Here is a 23,360-nt window from a genome sequence, read left to right as displayed (position 1 = left end):
ACATGATGGGCCGCACGATCTTCATCGACCCGGGCCGCTGCATCGGCTGCCAGGCCTGCGTCTCCGCCTGTCGCGAATGCGACTCGCACCGCGGCAAGTCGATGATCCACCTCGACTACCCCGACGAGGGCCGCTCCGTCGCCTCCCTCCCCACCGTCTGCATGCACTGCGAGGATCCGGTCGCCCCCTGCGCCGAGGTCTGCCCCGCCGACGCGATCCTCGTCACCGCCGACGGCGTCGTGCAGCAGGCCGACACCACCCGCTGCATCGGCTGCGCCAACTGCGTCAACGCCTGCCCGTTCGGCGTCCCCAAGATCGACCTCCGGGCGAAGCTCCAGATGAAGTGCAACCTCTGCTACGACCGCACCGCCTACGGCCTCGCCCCCATGTGCGCCACCGTCTGCCCCACCGGAGCCCTCTTCTACGGAACCCTCGACGAACTCCGCGCCGAACGCCCCGGCGTCCAGGTCGCCGACTCCTTCACCTTCGGCACCACCACCGTCTCCACCGGAGTGGCGATGGTCGTCCCCGCCGACAAGGTCCAGTGGCCGGTGCCCGGCGGCCTCCCCGTCGTCGAGATCAACGGAAGGGACGTCCGTTGAGCGTCACCGACCCCGAGCCGCCCGCGCCGGGCGTCCGCGCCGACGCGGCCCAGGAAGCGCTCCGCGACCGGATCGCCGCCGACTCCCTCACCAGCCGCCGCGACTACCTGCGGATCGTCGCCACCGTCTCCGGCGGCCTCGCCGCCGGCGGCATCGGCGTCGCCTCCGGCATCCTGCACCGGCACGGCGACAGCGAGGGCGTCCCCCCGCTCAAGAAGGTCGCCGACCGGATCGAACCGGGCGAGTCGCTCGCCTTCCGCTACCCCGGCGACGAGGACCGGGCGATCGCCGTCCGCATGGACGACGGCACCCTCGCCGGTTACTCCGCCGTCTGCACCCACCTCGCCTGCGCCGTGCTGTGGCGCAAGGAACGGGGCAGCGAGGGCGAGCTGTACTGCCCCTGCCACGAGGGGGTCTTCGACGCCCGTACGGGAGAGGTCACCGCCGGCCCGCCTCCTCGGGGCCTGCCGAAGGTGATCCTCGCCGAGCAGCCCGACGGCTCCGTCTGGGCCGTCGGCACCGCCCGCTCCGGCGAGACCCTCCAGGAGGGCTACTGCCGCGAGCGCGGCGCGGGAGGTCCCCTCTGCGCCCGGCTGGAGAACAGGAGCCCCAAGACGCCCGACCGGTCCGAGAGGAGCGAGCGGACATGAGCGAGAGCGCGTTCCCCCGGGATCCCGAAGCCCCGGATCCGGCGGCGGCGTCGAGGACTCCGGAGGCCCCGGGGCCGGCGGCGCCCCCGGGCCCGCCCGCGTACGTCCCCGGCAGCGCGCAGCCGCGTCTGAACCGGCCCGTGCACGAGCGCTATCCCCAGATCCGGCCCACCAGCGGCTACGGCGACCCGCGGATCCGGCACACCGGGCCGGGTCCCGGGGCGGGGACGGAACAGGAGCCGGAACGCTCCTCGAAGCTCTCGGCCCGCCTCGCGCTGGCGCTCACGGTCGTCATCGGCCAGCTGTGGGGCCTGACGGTCGTGGTGGACGAGTGGATGGCGGGCGACACCGGCACCGCCTGGTGGGGCGCGGGCTTCCTCGTCCTGTCGTTCCTGGTGGTGCTGGGGCTGTGGCTGATCGACCCGAAGGACCGCTGATCAGGGGGGTACGGGACGGGTGAGCGGGCGTACCCTGAAGAGATGAGCACCGCCCCCGCCCACGGACCGCGAGACGCGAAGCGAACCGGCACCGATTCCGAGAACACTCCGAAGCCGGTACTCGTCTTCGACGATCCGCTGGACCAGCAATCCGCGGACGACACGGACCGTGGATGGGGCGAGCGGCCTCCGGCCGGCGGCGACAGTGCCGCCGACCTCGCGCGCTTCCTCGACGAGAAGCCGCCGCACCACCTCTGAAACCGGCCCGCGCCGGTCAGGAGGTGGAGTGCGCCCCCGTGGTCCCACCGCCGGGGACGGCCGAGCCCGGGGTCGTGTTGTTCACGTGGCCGCGCTGGGAGACCAGGTGGTCGCGGATCTCCTTGAGCACCTCCAGCTCGCTGACCTCCATGACCTCCTCGACGCCCTCCCTCGCCTTGTCGTGCGCGGCGCGCTTGGCGAGGATCTTGGCCATCGGCAGGACCATGAGGAAGTAGACGACGGCCGCGGTGATCAGGAAGCTCAGCACCGCGCTGAGGACCAGGCCCCACTGGATCTGGATGCCCTGCATCTCGCCGTTGACCACCTTGCAGGGGGCCTTGAGGCAGGACGAGTAGCCTTCCAGGTCCTTCGTGCCGAAGGCGCCGACGAGCGGGTTGATGACGCCCTTGACCACCGAGTTCACGATGTTCGTGAAGGCGGCACCGATGACGACCGCCACCGCCAGGTCGATCACGTTGCCACGCATCAGGAAGGCCTTGAAGCCTCCCAGCAAAGTTTCTTTCTTCTCGGCCACCGGGGTGCCTTTCGTCGCGTGTGATGTCGCGTGTACCGCTGCGTGCGGAGCCATTAGGCCGTGAGCGGCGCAAGGCCGTCCAATCCGTACACACGGGACGGTGACTTGACAGCGAGTCAGTGCGAATCAGCACATCGTCACCGCCAGTTGGGACGTGACACCGGCACCCGCCAGCTCCGCCGCCGTCGACCGTGGCACGGACAGGACGACGAGCGCCCCTCCGTCCGCCCGGCTCTCGTCCGCCCGAGTCTCGTCCGGCCGCGGGACCTCCGCCACCCGGGCGCCCCTGGCGACCACCCGGGCCTCGCTCTCCCCGCCCGGTGCCGGAGGGGGCGCGGCGATCACGTCGACCCGGTCGCCGGGTCGCAGCAGCCGTACGGTCGCGGCGTCGGCGATCCGTACCGGCGCGGACACCAGCGGTACGGCTGCGGGCGGTCGCGCGCGGGCGGTCGTGGCCGCCCGCGGCGGCTCCTCGCGCGAAGACCCCGGCGCCGCGGTCGCGACGGCCAGCGCGCCCGCCGTCAGGGCCAGGAGCAGAGCCGGCGCGCGCCGCCCGCGCCGCAGCGCCCGCCGCAGCCGGTGCCGGGCGTCCCGGACCCGTAGCGGCTCGAAGGCCGGCACCGTGCAGGGCGCGGGGACGGAGGAGGAGGGGGTGGTCGTCATGCGGGGTACCGCCTGTCCTGGTCGGAACGGGATGTGCTCCCACTCTCCCGACTCCGCCACCGTCCCGCTCCGGCCTGGGGATCACCCGGCGCCTGTGGACAACCTCCTCACCCCCAGGGGCGATTCACAGCGGCCCTCGCGGTGGTTCACGATGGTTCCGGCCGGTGGTTCACGACGGTTCCGGCCGGTGGTTCACGGTGGCTCCGGCCGGTGGTTCACGACGGTTCCGGCCGGTGGTTCACGGCAGCTCGATCCCCAGGTCCCAGCCGTCGTGCGCCCGCGTGCACAGGCAGTCCCGGTCCATGGTCGCCGGCAGTGCCCCGACCGCGTCGAAGAGCACCTCCCGCAGCCGTTCCACGTTCTCGCCGAAGACCCGCAGGACCTCGGTGTGGGAGACGCCGTCACCGGTCTCGGTGCCCGCGTCCAGGTCGGTGACGAGCGCGAGCGAGGTGTAGCAGAGGCCCAGTTCGCGGGCGAGGACGGCCTCGGGGTGCCCGGTCATGCCGACGACCGACCAGCCGGCGGCGGCGTGCCACCGCGACTCGGCGCGGGTGGAGAAGCGGGGGCCCTCGACGACGACCATCGTGCCGCCGTCGACGGGTTCCCAGCCCCGCCCCCGGGCGGCCTTGACCGCGGCCCGCCGTCCGTCCGGGCAGTAGGGGTCGGCGAAGGTCACGTGGACGACGTTCGGCACGGCCCCGTCGGCCCGCCGCTCCCCGTCGAAGTAGGTCTGGACCCGGGTCTTCGTGCGGTCGACCAGCTGGTCGGGCACGACGAGCGTGCCGGGCCCGTACTCCTCGCGCAGCCCGCCGACGGCGCAGGGCCCCAGGACCTGGCGCACGCCCACGGAGCGCAGCGCCCAGAGGTTGGCGCGGTAGTTGATCCGGTGCGGCGGGACGGTGTGGCCGCGGCCGTGCCGGGGGAGGAAGGCGACCCGCCGGCCGGCGATCCCGCCGAGGAGGAGGGAGTCGCTGGGGCTGCCGTACGGGGTGTCGACGGACACCTCGGTGACGTCTTCCAGGAACGAGTAGAACCCGGAGCCGCCGATCACGCCGATGTCCGCGTACACGTCATGGTTGGCCATGCCGGTCACCCTACGCAGCGCGCCCGGAAACGCCGAGCGCCCGTCGCGCACGGTGTCTGCACGGGTCACGCGGAAACGCCGGGCGGGCCTCGCCCCCCCCACGTCCGGAAACGCCGAGCGGGCCTTGCCCCCCGCGCCCGGAAACGCCGAGCGGGCCTCGCCCCCCCCGCGCCCGGAAACGCCGAGGGCCCCGTCGCACACGGCGACGGGGCCCTCGGGAAAGAGCGGGTCAGGCGGCCGAGCTTCCGGTGCTCGACGAGGACGTCGAGGAGGAGGAAGCGGTCGACGCGGCCGGCTTCGAGTCCGAGGAGGACGACGAGGACGACGGGGCGGACGACGCGGTCGAGGACTTCGACGAGGCCGGCGAGCTGCTGGACGACGAGCCGCGGCTGTCGTTCCGGTAGAAGCCGGAGCCCTTGAAGACGATGCCGACGGCCGAGAACACCTTCTTCAGGCGTCCCTGGCAGCCGGGGCACACGGTCAGGGCGTCATCGGTGAACTTCTGCACCGCCTCGAGGCCTTCGCCGCACTCGGTGCACTGGTACTGGTAGGTCGGCACTTGACTTCCTCCTGGCACTCACACTCATCGAGTGCTAACGACGATCCATACTGACGTATTCCGTGGGATCAGTCCACCGTCACCGGCACGCGGTGACCGATACCACGTGCCGCGACCCGGCTCGCCTCGCGGGGCCGCAGCCGCGAGCGCAGGGCGAGCAGCGTGGCCAGGGCGAGGGCCGTGCCCACCATCGGCACCAGGAATCCGGTGCTCGCGCCGTGTGCGTCGGCGAGGCGGCCGGCGACCGTGACGGCCGCGGCCTGGCCGAGCGCGACGGCGCCGGTGAGCCAGGTGAAGGCCTCGGTACGGGCCGAGGCGGGGATCAGGGTCTCGACGATGGTGTAGCCGGTGATCAGGGCGGGCGCGATGCACAGGCCGACGACCAGGCCCAGGGCGCCGAGGAGCAGCACCGAGTGCGCGGTCCACAGCAGGGAGGCGGCGACGGTGAGGCCCGCGTACCCCAGGACCAGGCGGCGGCGGGGGCCGGTCTTCCAGGCGACGGCTCCCATGGCGATGCCCGCGAGCATGTTGCCGGCGGCGAAGACGCCGTACAGCAGGCCGTTGGCGCCGGGGTTGCCGATCTCCTCGGTGAAGGCGGTGAGGGAGACCTGCATGCCGCCGAAGACGGAGCCGATGCCGAGGAAGGCGACGATGAGGACGCGGACGCCGGGGACGGACAGGGCCGAGCGGTGGGGCTCGCCGCCGTGGTGACCGGCCGCGGCGGACAGGCCGTGGGCGGGCTGGGTGGCGCGCTGCGCGGCGAAGAACAGACCGCCGACGAGGGTGAGGGCGGCCTCGGCGATCAGACCGGCGGCCGGGTGGACGCCGGTGCACAGGGCGGTGGCGAGGACGGGGCCGACGACGAAGGTGAACTCGTCCGTGACGGACTCGAAGGCGGCGGCCGTCGGCATCAGCGGGGTGCCGTCCAGCTTGGCGGCCCAGCGGGCCCGGACCATCGGCCCGACCTGGGGCACGGAGGCGCCGGCGGGGATCGCGGCCAGGAACAGCGCCCACAGCGGGGCGCCGGCCAGGGCGAGGGCGACGAGCAGGGAGACGGCGGCGGTGTGGACGAGGACGCCGGGGACCAGGACGGCGCGCTGGCCGAAGCGGTCGGCGAGCTTGCCGCTCTGGGGGGCGAAGAGCGCCATGGAGACGCCGGTGACGGCGGCGACGGCGCCGGCGCTGCCGAAGGAGCCGGTGGTGTGCTGGACGAGCAGGACGATGCCGATGGTCAGCATCGCGAAGGGCTGCCGCGCGGCGAAGCCGGGAAGCAGGAAGGACAGCGCGCCGGGTGTGCGCAGCAGCTGCCCGTAGCCGGGTCGCTTGTCCGTGATGACCGTGGACGCCACGGTCCTTGCCTTTCTGCCGCCTGGTAGCGCGCTCCCTGCACGGTGGTGCGGGTGTCGCCGAGAGCTGTCCTCATGCGCGTTACTGCGGTAGATACCGGGCCGGCCCCACTGCGGAGGGGCGCCACGGCCGCCATACGGTCGCGCCAGCTCTGCGTCAGGCAGAGTTGGTTCGATCAGGTGTGCCTTCATGGTACAGGGAAGAGCGTCTTCCCGCCTGGGAAAACGCTCCCGCACCCCAATCAATGCCTGGGATCAACCCTAAGTTTCCTTGCGGCGGCCGCTCTCCGGCAGATGGCGGCCGCTTTCCGACGGGCGGCGGCCGCTTTCCGACGGGCGGCGGTCGCTCCCCGACGGGCGGCGGTCGCTCCCCGGCAGGTGGAAGCGTCCCGTGGCGGCCGGCGGCGAGGCCGCCGTCGCGCCGCCGGTGCCGAGCCAGCCGGCGAGCTTGCCGCCCTGGCCGACGGCCCGCAGCCGTCGCTCGGTGGCGTCCCGTACGGGATCGGTGGCGATGACGAGCAGTTCGTCGCCGTGCCGCAGGACGGTCGCGGGCCCCGGTACGAAGCTGGCGTCCTCCCGTACGACGAGGGTGACGGCGGCCCCGGCCGGGAGGCGCAGCTCGGCGACCTCGACGCCGTGCATCCGGGAGCCCTCCGGGACGGCGACGGAGAGCAGGTGTCCGCGCAGCCGCTCCAGCGGGGCGGACTCGACGCCGAGGTCGGCGGCCTCGGAGGGGTCGCCCAGCTTGAGGGCCTTCGCCAGCCAGGGCAGCGTCGGGCCCTGGACGAGGGTGTAGACGACGACGAGGACGAAGACGATGTTGAAGATCCGCTCGCTGCCCTCGATCTTCGACACCATCGGGATGGTGGCGAGGATGATGGGGACGGCTCCGCGCAGGCCGGCCCAGGACATCAGGGCCTGCTCCTGCCAGGGGATCCGGAAGGGCAGCAGGCTGACCAGGACCTCCATGGGCCGGGCGACCACCGTCAGGACGAGGCCGATGACGACGGCGGGCCAGAAGTCGTGGACGAGCTCGTGCGGGGTGACGAGCAGGCCGAGCAGGACGAACATGCCGATCTGCGCGATCCAGCCGAGTCCCTCGGCGAAGCCGCGGTTCGCGGGCGCGTGGGGCAGCTTGGCGTTGCCGAGGATCATCGAGGCCAGGTAGACGGCGAGGAAGCCGGAGCCGTGGGCCAGGGCGCCGGCGGCGTACGCGGCGACGGCGATGGCCATGACGGCGATCGGGTAGAGGCCGGAGGCGGGCAGGGCGATGTGCCGCAGTCCGTAGGAGCCGATGAGGCCGACGGCGAGGCCGACGGCGACGCCGATGGCGAGTTCGAGGGCTATCTCGCCGACCAGGAGGTACCAGTGGTCGACGGGTCCGGCGGTGGAGAAGGCGACGACGAGGATGACGACGGGGGCGTCGTTGAAGCCGGACTCGGCCTCCAGGACACCGGTGACCCGCGAGGGGAGGGGCACCTTGCGCAGGACGGAGAAGACCGCCGCGGCGTCGGTGGAGGAGACGACGGCGCCGATGATCAGGGCCTGCCGCCACTCGAGGCCGACGAGGTAGTGCGCGCCGGCGGCGGTGACGCCGACGCTGACGGCGACGCCGAGGGTGGAGAGGACGACCGCGGCGGGCAGCGCCGGCTTGATCTCCTTCCACTTCGTGCCGAGGCCGCCCTCGGCGAGGATCACGACGAGGGCGGCGTAGCCGATGACCTGCGTCAGTTCCGCGTTGTCGAAGGCGACGTTGCCGATGCCGTCCTGGCCGATGGCGACGCCGATGCCCAGGTAGAGCAGCAGGCTGGGGAGCCCGCTCCGGGAGGAGATCCGCACGGCCGCGACGGCCACGAGCAGGACGAGGGAGCAGATGAGCAGGAGTTCGTTGAGCTGGTGGACAGTCAGTGGCCGTTCCTTCCCCTCACGTGCGGCTGGAGCGTTCCTCCAGCGGCCGGTACTTCGTTACCTTACCTAATCTTTAACGTTTTCTTGACGCTCCCTTTGCGTCTCCTCGCTCACCAGTACGGTTCTCTTCCTGACACCGCGTCCGGGCCGCCCGGACGCTGCGCCTAAGGTTGCTCCCGTACTCCAGGACCACCCTGCCCCTCGAAGGACAGCGATGCCCTCCAACACGACCGCGCCCCCCGGCACGAAGACCGCCAAGAAGAAAGGGCGGCGCGCCCGCCTGCTCCTCCTCGTCCTGGTCCTCGCCTTGGTCGCGGGCGTCGGCTTCGGCGGGTACTGGGGGGTCAGCACCGTCCGGGCCTCGTTCCCGCAGACGACCGGCGAGATCCGCCTCGACAAGCTCTCCGCCGACGTCGAGGTGAAGCGGGACGCGAACGGCGTCCCGCAGATCTACGCCGACAACGAGACGGACCTCTTCCGCGCCCAGGGCTACGTCCAGGCGCAGGACCGGTTCTACGAGATGGACGTCCGCCGGCACGTGACCGCGGGCCGGCTCTCCGAGATGTTCGGCGAGAGCCAGGTCGACACCGACGCCTTCCTGCGCACCCTCGGCTGGCGCCGCGTCGCGCAGGAGGAGTACGACAAGGTCCTGTCCCCGGAGACGAAGAAGTACCTCCAGGCGTACGCGGACGGCGTCAACGCCTACCTGAAGGACCGCGCCCCGAAGGACGTCTCCGTCGAGTACGCGGCGCTCGCCCTCACCGGCGACTACGCGATCGAGCCGTGGACCCCGGTCGACTCGGTGGCCTGGCTCAAGGCCATGGCCTGGGACCTGCGCGGCAACATGCAGGACGAGATCGACCGCTCGCTGATGACGAGCCGGCTGAACGCGCGGCAGATCAAGCAGCTGTACCCGGAGTACCCGTACGCGCTCCACCAGCCGATCGTCGACGAGGGCGCGGTCGGCGCCGACGGCGCGTTCGACCCGAAGGGCGACGCGGCGGAGGGCGACGGGACGACCACCGGGGACACCCCGGGCGCCGGCCCGGGCGGTTCGAGCAGCGGGGTCTCCTCCCAGCTCGGCGCGCTCTCCGAGGTCCTCGACGCCGTCCCCGCCCTGCTCGGCCCCAACGGCAACGGCATCGGCTCGAACTCCTGGGTCGTCTCCGGGAGCCTCACGACCTCCGGCAAGCCGCTGCTCGCCAACGACCCGCACCTCGCGCCCCAGCTGCCGTCCCTCTGGTACCAGATGGGCCTGCACTGCCGCTCGGTCTCGGCCACCTGCCGCTACGACGTCGCCGGCTACACCTTCTCCGGCATGCCGGGCGTGATCATCGGCCACAACGACAAGATCGCCTGGGGCCTCACCAACCTCGGTGCCGACGTGACCGACCTCTACCTGGAGAAGATCGGCCCCGACGGCTACCTCGTCGACGGCAAGGTCAAGCCGTTCACCAGCCGCGAGGAGACCATCAAGGTCGCCGGCGGCGGCGACCGCAAGATCACCGTCCGCTCCACCGAGCACGGCCCGCTCGTCTCCGACCGGTCCTCCGAGCTGGAGACGGTCGGCCAGAAGGCCCCCGTCGGCAACGCCGCCCCCGACCGCGGCACCGGCTACGGCGTCTCCCTCCAGTGGACCGCCCTCCAGCCCGGCCGCTCGATGGACGCGATCTTCGCGATCGACCGCGCCAAGGACTTCACCACCTTCCGGGCCGCCGCCGAGAACTTCGAGGTCCCGTCCCAGAACCTGATCTACGCCGACACCGCCGGCAACATCGGCTACCAGTCGCCCGGCAAGATCCCGCAGCGGACCAAGGGCGACGGCACCCTGCCCGCGCCCGGCTGGGACTCCTCGTGGAAGTGGAAGGGTTACATCCCCTTCGAGAAGCTGCCCTACGAGTACAACCCGAAGCGCGGCTACATCGTCACCGCCAACCAGGCCGTCATCGACGACAAGGCCTACCCCGACCTGCTCACCAAGGACTGGGGCTACGGCTCGCGCAGCCAGCGGATCAACGACCTCATCGAGTCGAAGACCAAGGACGGCGGCAAGATCTCGTCGGACGACATGCGGACCATGCAGACGGACAACCGCAGCGAGATCGCGACGCTGCTCAACCCGCTGCTGCTGAAGATCGACATCTCCGATCCGTACGTCCGCGAGGCGCAGAAGCTCCTGGAGGGCTGGGACTACACCCAGGAGCCCGACTCGGCCGCCGCCGCCTACTTCAACGCGGTCTGGCGCAACGTCCTCAAGCTCGCCTTCGGCAACAAGCTGCCCAAGGAGCTGCGCGCCGAGGGCGACTGCATCAGCGTCCGCCCGGCCGAGGCCACCGGCCCCGTCGACGAGCAGAACAAGCTCGTCCGCGAGTGCGGCGAGCGCGACCCCGACTCCGCGCAGCCGGACGGCGGCGACCGGTGGTACGAGGTGGTCCGCCCGCTCCTCAAGCAGGAGAAGAACGAGTGGTGGACCACCCCCGGCAACCGCCTGGACCCGCCCACCGAGACCCGTGACCAGCTGCTCGCCCGCGCCATGAAGGACGCCCGCTGGGAGCTGACCGCCAAGCTCGGCAAGGACGTCTCCACCTGGAGCTGGGGCCGGCTGCACCAGCTGACCCTGAAGAACCAGACCCTCGGCACCGCCGGCCCCGGCGCCGTGCAGAAGCTCCTCAACCGCGGCCCGTGGAACCTGGGCGGCGGCGAGGCGGCCGTCGACGCCACCGGCTGGAACGCGGCCGGCGGCTACGAGGTCATCTGGGTGCCGTCGATGCGGATGGTCGTCAACGTCGGCGACTGGGACAAGTCCCGGTGGGTCAACCTGACCGGCGCCTCCGGCCACGCCTTCCACTCGAACTACACGGACCAGACGGACGCCTGGGCGAAGGGCGAGCTGTACGACTGGGCCTACGGCAGGGCGGCGGTCGACGCGGCGGCGAAGGACACCCTGGTCCTCAAGCCCTAGAAGCGGGTGACCCCCTCCGGGGTCACCACCGCGTGCACGGGGTGGTCGTGCGGTTCCTCCGGGACCCGGGCGACCACCTCGTCGGCGTAGAGGAGCACCACCAGGGCCGGATCCACGCCCGCGCGTGCGAGCCGGGCGAGGACCCGGTCGTACGAGCCGCCGCCCCGCCCGAGCCGCATCCCGCGCCCGTCGACGGCGAGACCGGGCAGCAGCACGGCGTCGGCGGCGCACACCGCCTCGGGGCCGAGCCGGGGCCCGGTCGGTTCGAGGAGGCCGCGGCCGGCCTTCGCCAGGGCCCCGCGTCCCTCGTACGCCGCCCAGTCCAGGTCGTTGTCGGGCAGCAGGACGGGGAGCAGGACCCGCACCCCGCGCGCGTGGAGGGCGTCGAGCAGCGCGCGCGTGCCCGGTTCGCGGCCCACCGACACATAGGCGGCGACGGTGGCCGCCTCGGCGAGTTCGGTCAGCTCCATGCCCCGCCGGGCCAGTGATTCGGCCGAGGCCGCGAGGAACGCGGGGGTCAGTGCGGCGCGGGCGGCCAGAAGTCGGCTGCGCAGCAGGGTCTTTTCGGACAACTCGGATGTCATGACGGCCTCGTGTACAGGTACGAAATTCTTTTAACTGTCTTTATGTGAAGGAAGTTAACCGAAGGCACATCTTCTTCTCATTACGAACGACTAAGGTTCACGGCATGAATCAGTCGCTCCCCAGGCTCGGCCGGATCAGCAAGGCTGTCATCCCGGCCGCCGGTCTCGGCACCCGCTTCCTCCCGGCGACCAAGGCGACGCCGAAGGAGATGCTGCCGGTCGTCGACAAGCCGGCGATCCAGTACGTCGTCGAGGAGGCCGTCGCGGCCGGGCTCTCGGACGTTCTGATGATCACCGGCCGGAACAAGCGGCCCCTGGAGGACCACTTCGACCGGAACTACGAGCTGGAGGAAGCTCTGACCCGGAAGGGCGACGACGAACGCCTCTCCAAGGTCCAGGAGTCCAGCGACCTGGCCACCATGCACTACGTCCGCCAGGGCGCCCCGCGCGGCCTCGGCCACGCCGTGCTCTGCGCCGCCCCGCACGTCGGCGACCAGCCCTTCGCGGTGCTCCTCGGCGACGACCTGATCGACCCGCGCGACCCGCTGCTCGCGCGCATGGTGGAGGTCCAGGAGCGGGAGGGCGGCAGCGTCATCGCCCTGATGGAGGTCGAGCCCGCGCAGGTCCACCTCTACGGCTGCGCGGCGGTCGAGGCGACCGCGGACCCGGACGTCGTGAAGGTGACGGACCTGGTCGAGAAGCCGGACCCGGGCGAGGCGCCCAGCAATTACGCGATCATCGGCCGTTACGTACTGGATCCGGCCGTCTTCGGGACGCTCAGGGAGACCGAGCCGGGCCGCGGCGGCGAGATCCAGCTGACCGACGCCCTCCAGAAACTCGCCTCGGACGAGAAGATCGGCGGCCCGGTGCACGGCGTCGTGTTCAAGGGGCGCCGCTATGACACCGGCGACCGCGGGGACTATCTGCGTGCCATTGTCAGACTCGCGTGCGAACGTGAAGATCTGGGACCGGACTTCCGGGCCTGGCTCCGGAGATACGTCAGCGAGGAGATGTAGCACCTTGAGCAGCAGCGAGGCACCGTCGCCGTCCCACGACGAGCACGACGGCCACGGCCACGACGGGCACCACGGCGGCGACGGGCACCACGGGCACGACCACGGGCAGGGCTCCGCGGACCCCTGCGAGGGCCCGGCCCGCGGCCTGTGGTCGGTGGACGAGCACCTCGCCGACATCCTCGCGACGGTCGCCCCGCTCGAACCGATCGAGCTGCAACTCCTCGACGCCCAGGGCTGCGTCCTCGTCGAGGACGTGACGGTGCCGGTCGCACTGCCCCCCTTCGACAACAGCTCCATGGACGGGTACGCGGTCCGGGTCGCCGACGTCTCCGGTGCCACCGGGGAGTTCCCCGCCGTCCTCACCGTCATCGGCGACGTCGCCGCGGGCGCCGGCGGCCTGCCGGAGGTCGGCCCCGGCCAGGCGGCCCGGATCATGACCGGCGCCCCGCTGCCGCCCGGCGCCGAGGCCGTCGTCCCCGTCGAGTGGACCGACGGCGGCACGGGCGGCGGCGCGGCCACCGGCATGACCGCCGCGAGCACTGCCCCCGAGGGGGCCGGCGGCGAGGTCAGGGTCCACCGGGCCGCCGAGGCCGGAGCCCACGTCCGCAGGGCGGGCAGCGACGTACGGGCCGGGGAGCTCGCCCTGGAGGCGGGCACGGTCCTCGGACCACCGCAGATCGGCCTGCTCGCCGCGATCGGCCGGGGCACCGTGAAGGTCCGCCCCCGCCCCCGGGTCGTCGTCCTCTCCACCGGCAGCGAGCTCGTCCAGCCCGGCGAGCCGCTGGGCGAGGGCCAGATCCACGACTCCAACAGCTTCGCGCTCGCCGCCGCCGCCCGGGACGCGGGCGCCCTGGCCTACCGGGTGGGGGCCGTCGCCGACGACGCGGAGTCGCTGCGCTCCACCATCGAGGACCAGCTCATCCGGGCCGACCTGATCGTGACCACCGGAGGGGTGAGCGTCGGCGCGTACGACGTGGTGAAGGAGGCGCTGACCGCCGACGGGCAGGTCGACTTCCGCAAGCTGGCCATGCAGCCGGGCAAGCCGCAGGGCTTCGGCGCGATCGGCGCCGAACAGATCCCGCTGCTCGCCCTCCCGGGGAACCCGGTCTCGTCGTACGTCTCCTTCGAGCTGTTCGTGCGCCCCGCGATCCGCGCGCTGATGGGCGTGGAGGACCTGCACCGGCCGCGGGTCCGGGCGGTGCTCGACGCGGAGCGGGCCCTGTCGTCCCCGGCCGGCCGCCGCCAGTTCCTGCGCGGCAGGTACGACCGGGAGGCGGGCACCGTCACACCCGTGGGCGGTGCCGGTTCCCACCTGATCGCGGCCCTCGCGCACGCGGACTGCCTGCTCGTGGTCCCGGAGGAGACGGAGGGCGTGGAGCCGGGCGACGAGCTGGAAGTGGTCCTCCTCGGCTGAGGGGGCGACGCTGGGGGTACGGTGTCGTCCTTCACACAGCGACCGGGAGTGTCACGGCCATGAGCACGCAGCAAGGTCTCACCCACATCGACGAGGCGGGCGCGGCCCGCATGGTCGACGTATCGGCGAAGGACGTCACGTCCCGCACCGCCCGCGCCAGCGGCCGGGTCCTCGTCTCGCCGCGCGTGATCGAGCTGTTGCGCGGCGAGGGCGTCCCGAAGGGCGACGCGCTCGCCACCGCCAGGATCGCCGGGATCATGGGCGCCAAGAAGACCCCGGACCTCATCCCGCTCTGCCACCCGCTGGCCGTCTCGGGCGTGACGCTGGACCTGGCGGTCACGGACGAGGCGGTCGAGATCCTGGCGACGGTGAGGACCACGGACCGCACGGGCGTCGAGATGGAGGCCCTCACGGCGGTCTCGGTGGCGGCCCTGACCGTGGTCGACATGGTCAAGGCGGTCGACAAGGGCGCGGTCATCTCCGACGTGCGGGTGGAGGAGAAGACGGGCGGCAAGTCGGGCCACTGGACGAGGGCCGAGGCGTGACGCGCGCGGGCCGGGTGGCCGGAGCGCACGAGCACGAGCACGGGGCGCCGTCCGGCGGGCCCGAGGAGGTTCCCGCGGCGGCCCACCGCGCGTTGGTCGTCACCGCCTCCAACCGGGCCTCGGCCGGGGTGTACGAGGACAAGGGCGGTCCGCTGATCGCCGAGGGCCTGACCCGGATGCGGTTCGCCGTGGACGGCCCGCGGGTCGTCCCGGACGGGGCGCCCGTGGAGGAGGCCCTGCGCGCCGGGGTGGCCGCCGGGTACGACGTGATCGTCACCACCGGCGGCACGGGCATCTCGCCCACCGACGAGACCCCGGAGGCGACCCGCCGGGTGCTGGAGCGGGAGATCCCGGGCATTCCGGAGGCGATCCGCGCGTACGGCCGCGAGAAGGTCCCGACGGCGGCGCTCTCGCGCGGTCTGGCCGGGGTCGCGGGCGGCACGCTGATCGTGAACCTGCCGGGGTCCCCGGGCGGGGTGCGCGACGGGCTCGCCGTACTGGAGCCGCTCCTGCGCCATGCCATCGACCAGATCCGCGGCGGCGACCATCCGAGAGCGTCGTGATCCCGTCCTGGCCGGTGGTCCTCGTCGACGGCGAGGTGCTGCTCCGACCGATAAGGATGCGCGACCAGGCGGCCTGGCGCGAGGTGAACCGGCGCAACCGCGAGTGGCTGCGGCCCTGGGAGGCGACGGTTCCGCCGGCGCCTCCGGGCGCTCCGGTCGCGCAGCGGCCCACGTTCCGTCAGATGGTGCGCCATCTGCGGTCGGAGGCGAACGCCGGCCGGATGCTGCCGTTCGTGATCGAGTACCGGGGGCGGCTCGTCGGCCAGTTGACGGTGGCCGGGATCACCTGGGGTTCGATGTGCTCGGGGCACGTGGGGTACTGGGTGGACAGCGAGGTGGCCGGGCGCGGGGTGATGCCGACGGCGGTGGCGCTCGCCGTCGACCACTGCTTCCGCGTGGTCGGGCTGCACCGCATGGAGGTGTGCATCCGTCCGGAGAACGGGCCCTCGCGCCGGGTGGTGGAGAAGCTCGGTTTCCGCGAGGAGGGGCTGCGGCCCCGCTATCTCCACATCGACGGGGCGTGGCGGGATCATCTGGTGTTCGCGCTGACGGCCGAGGAGGTGCCGGAGGGGCTCTTGAGGCGCTGGCACCACGCAAGAATGCAATAAGTGTTCGAATTTAATCGTCAGTTGGCGTCAATCGATCTGAACAATCACAAAAAAGTTCAGTGATATCAGCCAGATCGTGCGACACACCGGGCCAATTGGCCGATGCGTGTTGCGGAACCCCTCTACCGTGTGAGGCGTGAGCAGCAGCGGCCTCATCTACGCAGTCATCGTCGGGGCCTGGGCCGCCTACTTGGTGCCGATGTGGCTCCGCAGGCAGGACGAGCTGAACGAAGCCCGTCCGACGGAACGCTTCAGCACCGCCATCCGGCTGCTTTCCGGACGGGCGGGCATGGAGCGCCGGTACGCCAAGGAGCTCAAGGAGCGGGACCGTACGGCGGAGGGACCGACGCCCGACGTGGACCCGGACGCGGAGACCGAGCATCTGAGCTCGGTCGACGTCCGGGCCTTCTCCGCGCCCGCGGCCAGGACGGAAGCGCGCCTGGAACTCCCGGAACCCGGACCGGAACCGGCACCCGGCACCGCACCGGCCCGCCCGGCCCCGGGCGCCGCCGAACGCGCCCGCCGGGGCAAGGTCCTCGCCCGGCGCCGCCGGACCACGACGCTCCTCTTCGCCGCCTTCACCCTCGGCGCGGTCGTCGCGGCCGTCGGCGGCGTCGCCTTCCTGTGGGCCCCGGCGGTCCCGGCGCTGCTCCTCAGCGCGTACATCGTCCACCTGCGGATCCAGGAGCGACGGCGCTTCGTGTACGTGATGGACCGGCGCCGCGCCGAAGCGGCCGCTGCCCGTCTGCGCGAGAGCCGCCGCCCGGCCCCGACCCCGGAGCCGGAGGCCGACCCGGCCCCGGTGGTCCCGGCGGTCTCCCCGCAGGAGGCGGACCGGCGCGCCCTGGTCGAACAGACCGACCACGCGGAGTGGGTGGACCAGCAGCGCGACCGCGGGCCGGCCCGCGGCGACAGCTGGGACCCGGTCCCGGTGCCGCTCCCCACGTACGTCACCGCCCCGGTCGCCCCGCGCGCCACGAGCGGCATCGACATCACGGACCCGGAGACCTGGAGCGCGGCCCGCTCCTCCACGGCGGCCGATCCGGCCCCCACCCCGCCCCCGGCGCCCCGCCAGCGCACCGCCCAGCCCCGCCGCGGCCGCGACCACGGCCGCACCCCGCTCTTCGACCAGTACGCCGACGACGACCGCCCCCGGGCGGCCAACGAATGACCTCCGGCCGGGGCCCGCGACGGCCCCGGCTGACCTGGGGCGGAAGCGATTTTTGTTCTTCCCGATCGGGATGCTAATGTTTCACACGTCGCAAGGGCCTGTGGCGCAGTCTGGTAGCGCACCTCGTTCGCATCGAGGGGGTCTGGGGTTCAAATCCCCACAGGTCCACAGACACGGAGATCCCGTCCGATCGCAAGATCGGGCGGGATCTCTGCTTTCCGGGGTGCGGCGCGCGGGCCCGCGCCCGTTGAGCGCGGGTCAGGGGCGGCCTCGGGTCAGGGGCTTCGCGAAGCAGCGGCTGGTGGGGTGGTCGCGGTAGTGGCCGAACTTGGCGCAGGGCTCGTAGCCGGACGAGGTGTAGAGGGCGATGGCCTCCGGCTGGGCGACGCCCGTCTCCAGGACCATGCGGACGCGGCCGGCGGCACGGGCGTCGGCTTCGAGGGCCGCGAGGATGCGGCGGGCCAGGCCCAGGCCGCGGGCCCCGGGTATCACGTACATGCGCTTGAGCTCGGCGTCGCCGTCCGCGTAGCCCTCGTCGTTCGCGTCCTGGGTGCGCCAGCCGCCGGTGGCGACCGGGCGGCCCCCGGGGTCGTAGGCGAGGAGGTAGAGGCCCCGGGGCGGGACGAACATGCCGGCGTCCAGCGGTGTGACGTCGCCCTCGTCGTCGTAGCGGGCGGCGTACTCGGCCTGCACCGCGGCGTCGAGTGCGACGGCGTCGGGGTGGTCGTAGGGCGTGGGCCGGATGTCCATACGGCGGATCGTACATGTATGCGATTGCCGGGTGTCGGTATTCTCCCGGGATGCTCACCGTGACCTCCGTGAATGTCAATGGCCTCCGCGCCGCCGCCAAGAAGGGCTTCGTCGAGTGGCTGGCCGGCACCTCCGCCGACGCCGTCTGCCTCCAGGAGGTGCGCGCCGAGGAGGCGCAGCTGCCCGAGGAGGTGCGAAGCCCCGAGGGCTGGTTCACCGTCCACGCCCCCGCCGCCACCAAGGGGCGCGCCGGGGTCTCGCTCTACACGCGCCGCGAGCCCGACGCCGTGCGCGTCGGCTTCGGGTCCGCCGAGTTCGACGCCGGCGGCCGGTACGTCGAGGCCGATCTGCCCGGTGTGACCGTCGCCAGTCTGTATCTCCCCTCGGGCGAGGTCGGCACCGAGCGCCAGGACGAGAAGTACCGGTTCATGGGCGAGTTCCTGCCCTACCTGAAGGACCTCAGGACCCGCGCCGCCGCCGACGGGCGCGAGGTCGTCGTCTGCGGCGACTGGAACATCGCCCACCGCGAGGCCGACCTCAAGAACTGGAAGGCCAACAAGAAGAACGCCGGTTTCCTGCCCGAGGAGAGGGAGTGGCTCTCCCGGGTCCTCGACGAGGGGGACGGGGGGTACGTGGACGTCGTGCGGGAGCTCCACCCCGAGCAGGAGGGGCCCTACTCCTGGTGGTCCTACCGCGGGCGCGCCTTCGACAACGACGCCGGCTGGCGCATCGACTACCAGATCGCCACCCCCGGACTCGCCGCCAAGGCCGTCAAGGCGTACGTCGAGCGGGCCGCGACCCACGGGGAGCGGTGGAGCGACCACGCGCCCGTGACCGCCGTCTACGAGTGGTAGTTCCCTCCCGCTCGTGGTTCCTCCCGCGCGGTGCGGTGCCCGTCCCCTCGCCGGCTCCGCTCCCCGTGGTGCGGTCGCCGGCCGTCGGGATCCTCCCGGCCCCGTCGCCCCCGCCCCCGCCCCCGCCGCGGCCGGTCGGCGCGAAGGCCGTGACCGCCGCCGCGGCGGCCGTCGGCGCCCGGTCGGTCCCCCTCGGTCCTCCCGTCCCCCGGTGGGTGCGGCGACCGTGGGGCGGAGGTGGTGAAGGTCCCTCGAAGAACCCGTCAGGCGATCATGAGCCCGGTTTCCCGGGGTTCAGCCGCCGGTCGAGCGCCATCGACAGTTCGGCCTCCACCACGCTCTTGGCGAGCGGGCGCAGCCTGCCCAGGTCGTCCTCGGCCGTGTGGGCGCGCAGGAGTTCGGTGAAGAGCGCGGCGAGGGCGTCGGCGTGCTCGCGGACGCGGGCGCCCGCCTTGAGGACCTCGGCGAGCGGGACGCCCTCCCGGACCAGGGCGGCGGAGACGTCGAGCAGCCGGCGGCTGATGTGGATGATCTCCTCGCCGTCGGTGACGAGGTAGCCGAGGTCGAGGGCGGCGGCGAGGTTCTCGGCGGTGACCTCGCCGGCGAAGTGGTCGGCGAGTTCCTCGGGGGTGAGGCGGACCGGTTCCTCCTCGGAGGGGGCGGGGAGGGCGAGGACCTCGCGGACGTTCCGGCCGCTCTCGAAGGCGGTGGTGAGGTCGGCGATGCCGTTGAGGGTGTGGCCGCGCTCCAGGAGGGCGGCGATGGTGCGCAGCCGGGCCAGGTGGTCGTCGTCGTACCAGGCGATCCGGCCCTCGCGGCGGGGCGGCGGGATCAGGCCCCGCTCGCGGTAGAAGCGCAGGGTCCGCACGGTGATGCCGGCGGCGGCGGCGAGTTCGTCCATGCGGTACTCGCGGGGCGCGGTCGCGCCGTCGCCCGCGCCGTCGTTCGCCGCCTCGCGCGGGTCGTCCTGTGCGCCCGTCTCGGGACGTGATCCTTCTGCCACAGCCGCAAGCCTATGTTGTACCGCCGGTAACTTTCCCTCGTCGTACCCCTACCGCTCGGTAGGGAGCTGCTCTACAGTCCCGACTGTGCCAGTGATTGCTGGCGGAATCTTGGCCGGGCGCACGGGAGGCGGCATGGCGAAGCACGAGCACGTACGGGTGGCGGTGATCGGATCGGGGTTCGGCGGCATCGGGGCCGCCGTCCGGCTGCGCCGCGAGGGGATCACCGACTTCGTCGTCCTGGAGCGGGCCGACTCCGTGGGCGGCGCCTGGCGCGACAACAGCTACCCCGGCTGCGCCTGCGACGTCCCCTCCCACCTCTACTCCTTCTCCTTCGCGCCCAACCCGGACTGGCCCCGGACCTTCTCCGGACAGCGCCACATCCGCGCCTACCTGGAACACGTCACCGACACCTTCGGGATCCGGCCGCACCTCCGGCTGAACCACGAGGTGCTGGAGGCGCGGTGGGACGCGGAGGCGCTGCGCTGGGAGATCGAGACCAGCGGCGGCACCTTCAGCGCCGAGGTCCTCGTCTCCGCCGCCGGGCCGCTCTCCGACCCCAAGATCCCCGACGTCCCGGGGCTCGCCGACTTCCCCGGCAAGGTCTTCCACTCGGCCCGCTGGGACCACGACTACGACCTGCGCGGCAAGCGCGTCGCCATGGTCGGCACCGGTGCCTCCGCCATCCAGATCGTGCCCGAGATCCAGCGCGAGGTCGGGAGGCTCACCCTCTTCCAGCGCACGCCCCCGTGGGTCATGCCCCGCATGGACCGCGCGATCAGCGGCGTCGAGCGCCGGCTGCACCGGGCGCTCCCGGTCACGGCGACCCTGCGCCGGGGCGTCCTCTGGGGCATCCGCGAACTCCAGGTCGGCGCCTTCACCAAGCACCCGGGCGAGCTGGGCCTGGTCGAGAGGCTCGCCAAGGCCAACATCGCCCGGTCCGTCAAGGACCCGGAGCTGCGGGCCAGGCTGACGCCCTCGTACCGCATCGGCTGCAAGCGGATCCTGCTGTCCAACACGTACTATCCGGCGCTCACCCGACCGAACGTCGACGTCGTCGCCTCCGGCCTCCGCGAGGTCCGCGGTTCGACCGCGGTCGCCGCCGACGGCACCGAGGCCGAGGTCGACGCGATCGTCTTCGGCACGGGGTTCCACGTCACCGAGATCCCGATCGCCGAGCGCGTCATCGGCGCCGAGGGGCACACCCTGGCCGAGTCCTGGAAGGACGGGGTCCAGGTGCTGCGCGGGGCCACCGCGGGGGGCTTCCCCAACCTGATGATGATCATCGGGCCGAACACCGGCCTCGGGAACTCCTCCATGATCCTCATGATCGAGTCCCAGCTGAACTACATGGCCGACTACCTCCGCCAGTTGAACGTCCTCGGCGGCCGCGCCGCCCTCGCCGTCCGCCCCTCCGCCGTGAACGCCTGGAACCGCAAGGTCCAGTCCCGGATGGAGCGGACCGTGTGGAAGGCCGGCGGCTGCGACAGCTGGTACCTCGACGCCAACGGCCGCAACACGACCCTGTGGCCGGGCACCACGGCCGAGTTCCGGCGCGAGACCCGGCAGGTCGACCTCTCCGAGTACGAGGTGATCCGCGCCCCCCGGACCGCGCCCGCGGAACGCCGCACCCCGAAGAAGAAGGAGACCGCCCAGTGAGCCGGCACCTGACCCCGCTGCCCGAGTCCCGCACGCTCACCGCCGTCTCCGCCGACGGCTCCCCGATCCACGTCGAGGTGTACGGCCCCGAGGGCGCGCCCGCCGTGGTCCTGTCCCACGGCTGGACCTGCTCGATCGCCTTCTGGGCCGAGCAGATACGGTCCCTCGCCGCCGACCACCGGGTCATCGCCTACGACCAGCGCGGCCACGGCCGGTCCCCGGCGCCCGCCGCGACCGGCGGCGCGGGCTACTCGACGACGGCGCTCGCCGACGACCTGGAGGCGGTGCTCGCGGCCACCCTCGGCCCCGGCGAGCGGGCCGTCCTGGCCGGCCACTCCATGGGCGGCATGACGGTCATGGCGGCCGCCGGGCGGCCCGGCTTCCGGCAGCACGCCGCCGCCGTCCTGCTCTGCTCCACGGGGCCCTCGCGGCTGACCGCCGAGGCCACCGTCGTACCGCTGCGGCCCGGCGGGCTGCGGAGCCGGCTGACGGCGGCCGTCCTCGGCGCGAAGGCGCCGCTCGGACCGGTCAACGCCGTGTCGAAGAAGGTCCTGAAGTACGCGACGATGGGGCCGGGTTCGGCACCCGAACGGGTCGAGGCCTGCGCGCGGATCGTGCACGCCTGCCCGCGCGGCGCCCGGTACGGCTGGTCGCAGGTCCTGGCCGGGCTCGACCTGGAGGCGGGGCTGCGGGAGCTCCGGGTGCCGGTGGCCGTGCTCGTCGGCACCGCCGACCGGCTCACGCCGGCCGTCCACTCCCGTGCGATGGCGGAGGCGCTGCCGCACTGCACGGGGTTCGTCGAGCTGGCCGGCATGGGCCACATGACTCCGGTGGAGGCCCCGGAGGCCGTCACCGCGCAGATCCGCGAACTGACCCTGACGTACCTGGGCGTCAAGGAGAACGAGGAGGCAGGGGCATGAGCAGGGTGAGCCTGGAAGGGCAGGTCGCGGTCGTCACCGGCGGGGCCCGGGGGGTCGGGGAGCTCCTCGCCCGCAAGCTCTCGGCGCGCGGCGCGAAGATCGCGCTCGTCGGCCTGGAGCCGGAGCAGCTCAAGGAGGTCGCCGGGCGGCTGCACACGGAGGCCGACTGGTGGCACGCCGACGTCACCGACCACGAGGCGATGGCCCGGGTCGCGGCGGAGGTGAAGGAGCGGTTCGGAAAGGTCGACGTCGTCGTCGCCAACGCCGGTGTGGCGGCGGGCGGTCCGTTCGTCGACTCCGACCCGGTCGCCTGGCGGCGGGTCATCGAGGTCAACCTCATCGGCGGCGCCGTCACCGGCCGTGCGTTCCTGCCCGTCCTCATGGAGTCGCGCGGGTACTTCCTCCAGATCGCCTCGCTCGCCGCGATCACGCCCGCCCCGATGATGACGGCGTACTGCGCCTCGAAGTCGGGCGTCGAGGCCTTCGCGCACAGTCTGCGCGCCGAGGTCGCGTACAAGGGCGTCAAGGTCGGCGTCGGCTATCTGTCCTGGACCGACACGGACATGGTGCGGGGCGCGGACCGGGACGACGTGATGAAGGAGCTGCGGCAGCGGCTGCCGTGGCCCTCGAACCGCACGTACCCCCTGGGCCCGGCCGTCGACCGGATCGTGGCGGGCATCGAGCGGCGCTCGGCCCATGTGTACGCCCAGTGGTGGCTGCGCGGGATGCAGTCGGTCCGCGGCCATCTGCCGGGGCTGATCGCCGCGGTGGGGCAGCGGGAGATGCGGCGCTTCGAGCCGCGCCTGGGCTCGGTCTCCAAGGGGCTGGTGGGGGCGGGCGGGGCGGCCGACGAGCAGGCGCGGGCGGAGGGCTCCTCCGCGCGGTAGCTCTCCGTAACTGATCGAAATGCGTGGAATGTTCGCTCGTGCGAGGCTGGTCGAGGCCGGAGGGGCACCCCGCCCCCGGCACCCCTCACACCGCTTGGGAGTGAATCCGCATGGGCATCAAGGACGAGATGCAGGGCAAGGCCCAGCAGGCGAAGCAGAAGCTGCAGGGCGCGAAGGACGAAGCGTCCCAGCGCGCCAAGCAGGGCCGCGAGCGCTCCGACGAGGAGACCCGCCGCGCCCGGCAGGGGGTCCAGGACCGCATGGACCTCGACATGGACCAGGAGCGCGGCGCCTGACGCCGGCCCGTCCTTGAAGGAGGCGCACCCGGGACACCGGGTGCGCCTTCGCGCGTGCGGAGGCGCGTGCCCGTGGTCGGACCTCGTC

At 72.7% G+C, this 23,360-nt stretch carries 25 protein-coding genes and 1 tRNA gene; 17 read left to right on the top strand and 9 right to left on the bottom strand.

All coding sequences use genetic code 11. The features are described from left to right. Positions 1–2 precede the first annotated feature (2 nt). From IE180_RS23620 to IE180_RS23605, 4 genes are read left to right on the top strand one after another with little or no spacing between them, the layout of a single operon-like run. Complete coding sequence (locus IE180_RS23620) at positions 3–602, top strand: 4Fe-4S dicluster domain-containing protein (RefSeq protein ID WP_190158935.1); 600 nt, start codon at positions 3–5, stop codon at positions 600–602. Beyond that, complete coding sequence (locus IE180_RS23615; RefSeq protein ID WP_190158934.1) at positions 599–1,252, top strand: QcrA and Rieske domain-containing protein; 654 nt, start codon at positions 599–601, stop codon at positions 1,250–1,252. Before IE180_RS23620 ends, IE180_RS23615 begins: the two co-directional genes overlap by 4 nt. After that, positions 1,249–1,689, top strand: coding sequence for a hypothetical protein (locus IE180_RS23610; protein WP_190158933.1), 441 nt, complete (start codon positions 1,249–1,251; stop codon positions 1,687–1,689). Before IE180_RS23615 ends, IE180_RS23610 begins: the two co-directional genes overlap by 4 nt. Positions 1,690–1,731: 42 nt before the next feature. Further along, positions 1,732–1,947, top strand: a complete 216-nt coding sequence (locus IE180_RS23605; RefSeq protein WP_190158932.1) for a hypothetical protein — start codon at positions 1,732–1,734, stop codon at positions 1,945–1,947. Positions 1,948–1,963: 16 nt separating this feature from the next. Here IE180_RS23605 and mscL read toward each other — a convergent pair whose 3' ends face one another. The 6 genes from mscL to IE180_RS23575 form a co-directional block, all read right to left on the bottom strand. Further along, positions 1,964–2,536: a large conductance mechanosensitive channel protein MscL gene (mscL, locus tag IE180_RS23600; protein WP_190158931.1), complete on the bottom strand. Its 573-nt coding sequence runs from the start codon at positions 2,534–2,536 to the stop codon at positions 1,964–1,966. 72 nt (positions 2,537–2,608) lie between these two features. Beyond that, on the bottom strand, positions 2,609–3,145 hold the full coding sequence (locus tag IE180_RS23595; RefSeq protein WP_190158930.1) for an RcpC/CpaB family pilus assembly protein: 537 nt from the start codon (positions 3,143–3,145) through the stop codon (positions 2,609–2,611). A 238-nt stretch (positions 3,146–3,383) separates the two neighbouring features. Then, positions 3,384–4,229, bottom strand: coding sequence for an S-methyl-5'-thioadenosine phosphorylase (locus IE180_RS23590; RefSeq protein WP_190158929.1), 846 nt, complete (start codon positions 4,227–4,229; stop codon positions 3,384–3,386). A gap of 229 nt (positions 4,230–4,458) precedes the next feature. Beyond that, positions 4,459–4,788, bottom strand: coding sequence for an FmdB family zinc ribbon protein (locus IE180_RS23585; protein ID WP_190158928.1), 330 nt, complete (start codon positions 4,786–4,788; stop codon positions 4,459–4,461). A 68-nt stretch (positions 4,789–4,856) separates the two neighbouring features. Then, positions 4,857–6,137 carry an MFS transporter gene (locus IE180_RS23580; protein WP_190158927.1) on the bottom strand — a complete coding sequence of 427 codons (1,281 nt, stop codon included), beginning with the start codon at positions 6,135–6,137 and terminating at the stop codon, positions 4,857–4,859. 258 nt (positions 6,138–6,395) lie between these two features. Next, the gene (locus IE180_RS23575; RefSeq protein ID WP_229860797.1) at positions 6,396–8,042 is read right to left on the bottom strand and encodes a potassium/proton antiporter; all 1,647 of its coding nucleotides are present in this window, start codon (positions 8,040–8,042) and stop codon (positions 6,396–6,398) included. Between the two features lie 214 nt (positions 8,043–8,256). Between IE180_RS23575 and IE180_RS23570 the strand changes: the two genes are divergently transcribed. After that, positions 8,257–11,004, top strand: a complete 2,748-nt coding sequence (locus tag IE180_RS23570; protein WP_190158926.1) for a penicillin acylase family protein — start codon at positions 8,257–8,259, stop codon at positions 11,002–11,004. On the opposite strand, the gene IE180_RS23565 is transcribed toward IE180_RS23570, so the two are convergent. Then, positions 11,001–11,588 carry a 5-formyltetrahydrofolate cyclo-ligase gene (locus IE180_RS23565; RefSeq protein ID WP_190158925.1) on the bottom strand — a complete coding sequence of 196 codons (588 nt, stop codon included), beginning with the start codon at positions 11,586–11,588 and terminating at the stop codon, positions 11,001–11,003. The two genes, IE180_RS23570 and IE180_RS23565, sit on opposite strands and share 4 nt — an antisense overlap. Positions 11,589–11,692: 104 nt before the next feature. On the opposite strand from IE180_RS23565, the gene galU reads away from it, so the two are divergent. The 7 genes from galU (at position 11,693) to IE180_RS23530 (ending at position 17,073) form a co-directional block, all read left to right on the top strand. Then, the gene (galU, locus tag IE180_RS23560; protein WP_190158924.1) at positions 11,693–12,604 is read left to right on the top strand and encodes a UTP--glucose-1-phosphate uridylyltransferase GalU; all 912 of its coding nucleotides are present in this window, start codon (positions 11,693–11,695) and stop codon (positions 12,602–12,604) included. Positions 12,605–12,749: 145 nt separating this feature from the next. Then, positions 12,750–14,018: a molybdotransferase-like divisome protein Glp gene (gene glp, locus IE180_RS23555; protein WP_190159002.1), complete on the top strand. Its 1,269-nt coding sequence runs from the start codon at positions 12,750–12,752 to the stop codon at positions 14,016–14,018. A gap of 59 nt (positions 14,019–14,077) precedes the next feature. Further along, on the top strand, positions 14,078–14,563 hold the full coding sequence (gene moaC / locus IE180_RS23550) for a cyclic pyranopterin monophosphate synthase MoaC (RefSeq protein WP_190158923.1): 486 nt from the start codon (positions 14,078–14,080) through the stop codon (positions 14,561–14,563). 92 nt (positions 14,564–14,655) lie between these two features. Further along, a complete protein-coding gene (locus IE180_RS23545) occupies positions 14,656–15,126 on the top strand; it encodes a MogA/MoaB family molybdenum cofactor biosynthesis protein (RefSeq protein ID WP_190159001.1) in 471 nt (156 codons plus the stop codon). Between the two features lie 14 nt (positions 15,127–15,140). Continuing rightward, the gene (locus IE180_RS23540) at positions 15,141–15,734 is read left to right on the top strand and encodes a GNAT family N-acetyltransferase (protein ID WP_093878802.1); all 594 of its coding nucleotides are present in this window, start codon (positions 15,141–15,143) and stop codon (positions 15,732–15,734) included. A gap of 136 nt (positions 15,735–15,870) precedes the next feature. Then, entirely contained in the window at positions 15,871–16,905 is a 1,035-nt protein-coding gene (sepX, locus tag IE180_RS23535; protein WP_190158922.1) for a divisome protein SepX/GlpR, read from the top strand. A gap of 94 nt (positions 16,906–16,999) precedes the next feature. Then, positions 17,000–17,073, top strand: a tRNA-Ala gene (locus tag IE180_RS23530). Between the two features lie 90 nt (positions 17,074–17,163). Here the strand turns inward: IE180_RS23530 and IE180_RS23525 are convergent. After that, positions 17,164–17,655 (bottom strand): GNAT family N-acetyltransferase, encoded by a 492-nt coding sequence (locus tag IE180_RS23525; RefSeq protein WP_190158921.1) that lies wholly within the window; start codon positions 17,653–17,655, stop codon positions 17,164–17,166. 50 nt (positions 17,656–17,705) lie between these two features. Between IE180_RS23525 and IE180_RS23520 the strand changes: the two genes are divergently transcribed. Next, positions 17,706–18,509 (top strand): exodeoxyribonuclease III, encoded by an 804-nt coding sequence (locus tag IE180_RS23520; RefSeq protein ID WP_190158920.1) that lies wholly within the window; start codon positions 17,706–17,708, stop codon positions 18,507–18,509. Between the two features lie 271 nt (positions 18,510–18,780). Here the strand turns inward: IE180_RS23520 and IE180_RS23515 are convergent, their stop codons facing one another. Next, the gene (locus IE180_RS23515; protein WP_190159000.1) at positions 18,781–19,410 is read right to left on the bottom strand and encodes a MerR family transcriptional regulator; all 630 of its coding nucleotides are present in this window, start codon (positions 19,408–19,410) and stop codon (positions 18,781–18,783) included. Between the two features lie 235 nt (positions 19,411–19,645). Here IE180_RS23515 and IE180_RS23510 point away from each other — a divergent pair, with 235 nt between their 5' ends. The 4 genes from IE180_RS23510 to IE180_RS23495 all read left to right on the top strand — a co-directional run bounded on the left by IE180_RS23510 (position 19,646) and on the right by IE180_RS23495 (position 23,272). Then, on the top strand, positions 19,646–21,169 hold the full coding sequence (locus IE180_RS23510; protein ID WP_190158919.1) for a flavin-containing monooxygenase: 1,524 nt from the start codon (positions 19,646–19,648) through the stop codon (positions 21,167–21,169). Next, the gene (locus tag IE180_RS23505) at positions 21,166–22,089 is read left to right on the top strand and encodes an alpha/beta fold hydrolase (protein ID WP_373302814.1); all 924 of its coding nucleotides are present in this window, start codon (positions 21,166–21,168) and stop codon (positions 22,087–22,089) included. The genes IE180_RS23510 and IE180_RS23505 overlap by 4 nt, the downstream gene beginning before the upstream one ends. Beyond that, complete coding sequence (locus IE180_RS23500) at positions 22,086–22,976, top strand: SDR family oxidoreductase (protein WP_190158918.1); 891 nt, start codon at positions 22,086–22,088, stop codon at positions 22,974–22,976. The genes IE180_RS23505 and IE180_RS23500 overlap by 4 nt, the downstream gene beginning before the upstream one ends. Positions 22,977–23,086: 110 nt before the next feature. Further along, positions 23,087–23,272 carry a hypothetical protein gene (locus tag IE180_RS23495; RefSeq protein ID WP_190158917.1) on the top strand — a complete coding sequence of 62 codons (186 nt, stop codon included), beginning with the start codon at positions 23,087–23,089 and terminating at the stop codon, positions 23,270–23,272. The last annotated feature ends 88 nt before the right edge of the window (positions 23,273–23,360 follow it).

Source organism: Streptomyces litmocidini, from assembly GCF_014649755.1.
In the GTDB taxonomy this organism is placed as follows: Bacteria; Actinomycetota; Actinomycetes; order Streptomycetales; family Streptomycetaceae; genus Streptomyces; species Streptomyces litmocidini.
This window is presented reverse-complemented; position numbering and strand designations above follow the sequence as displayed.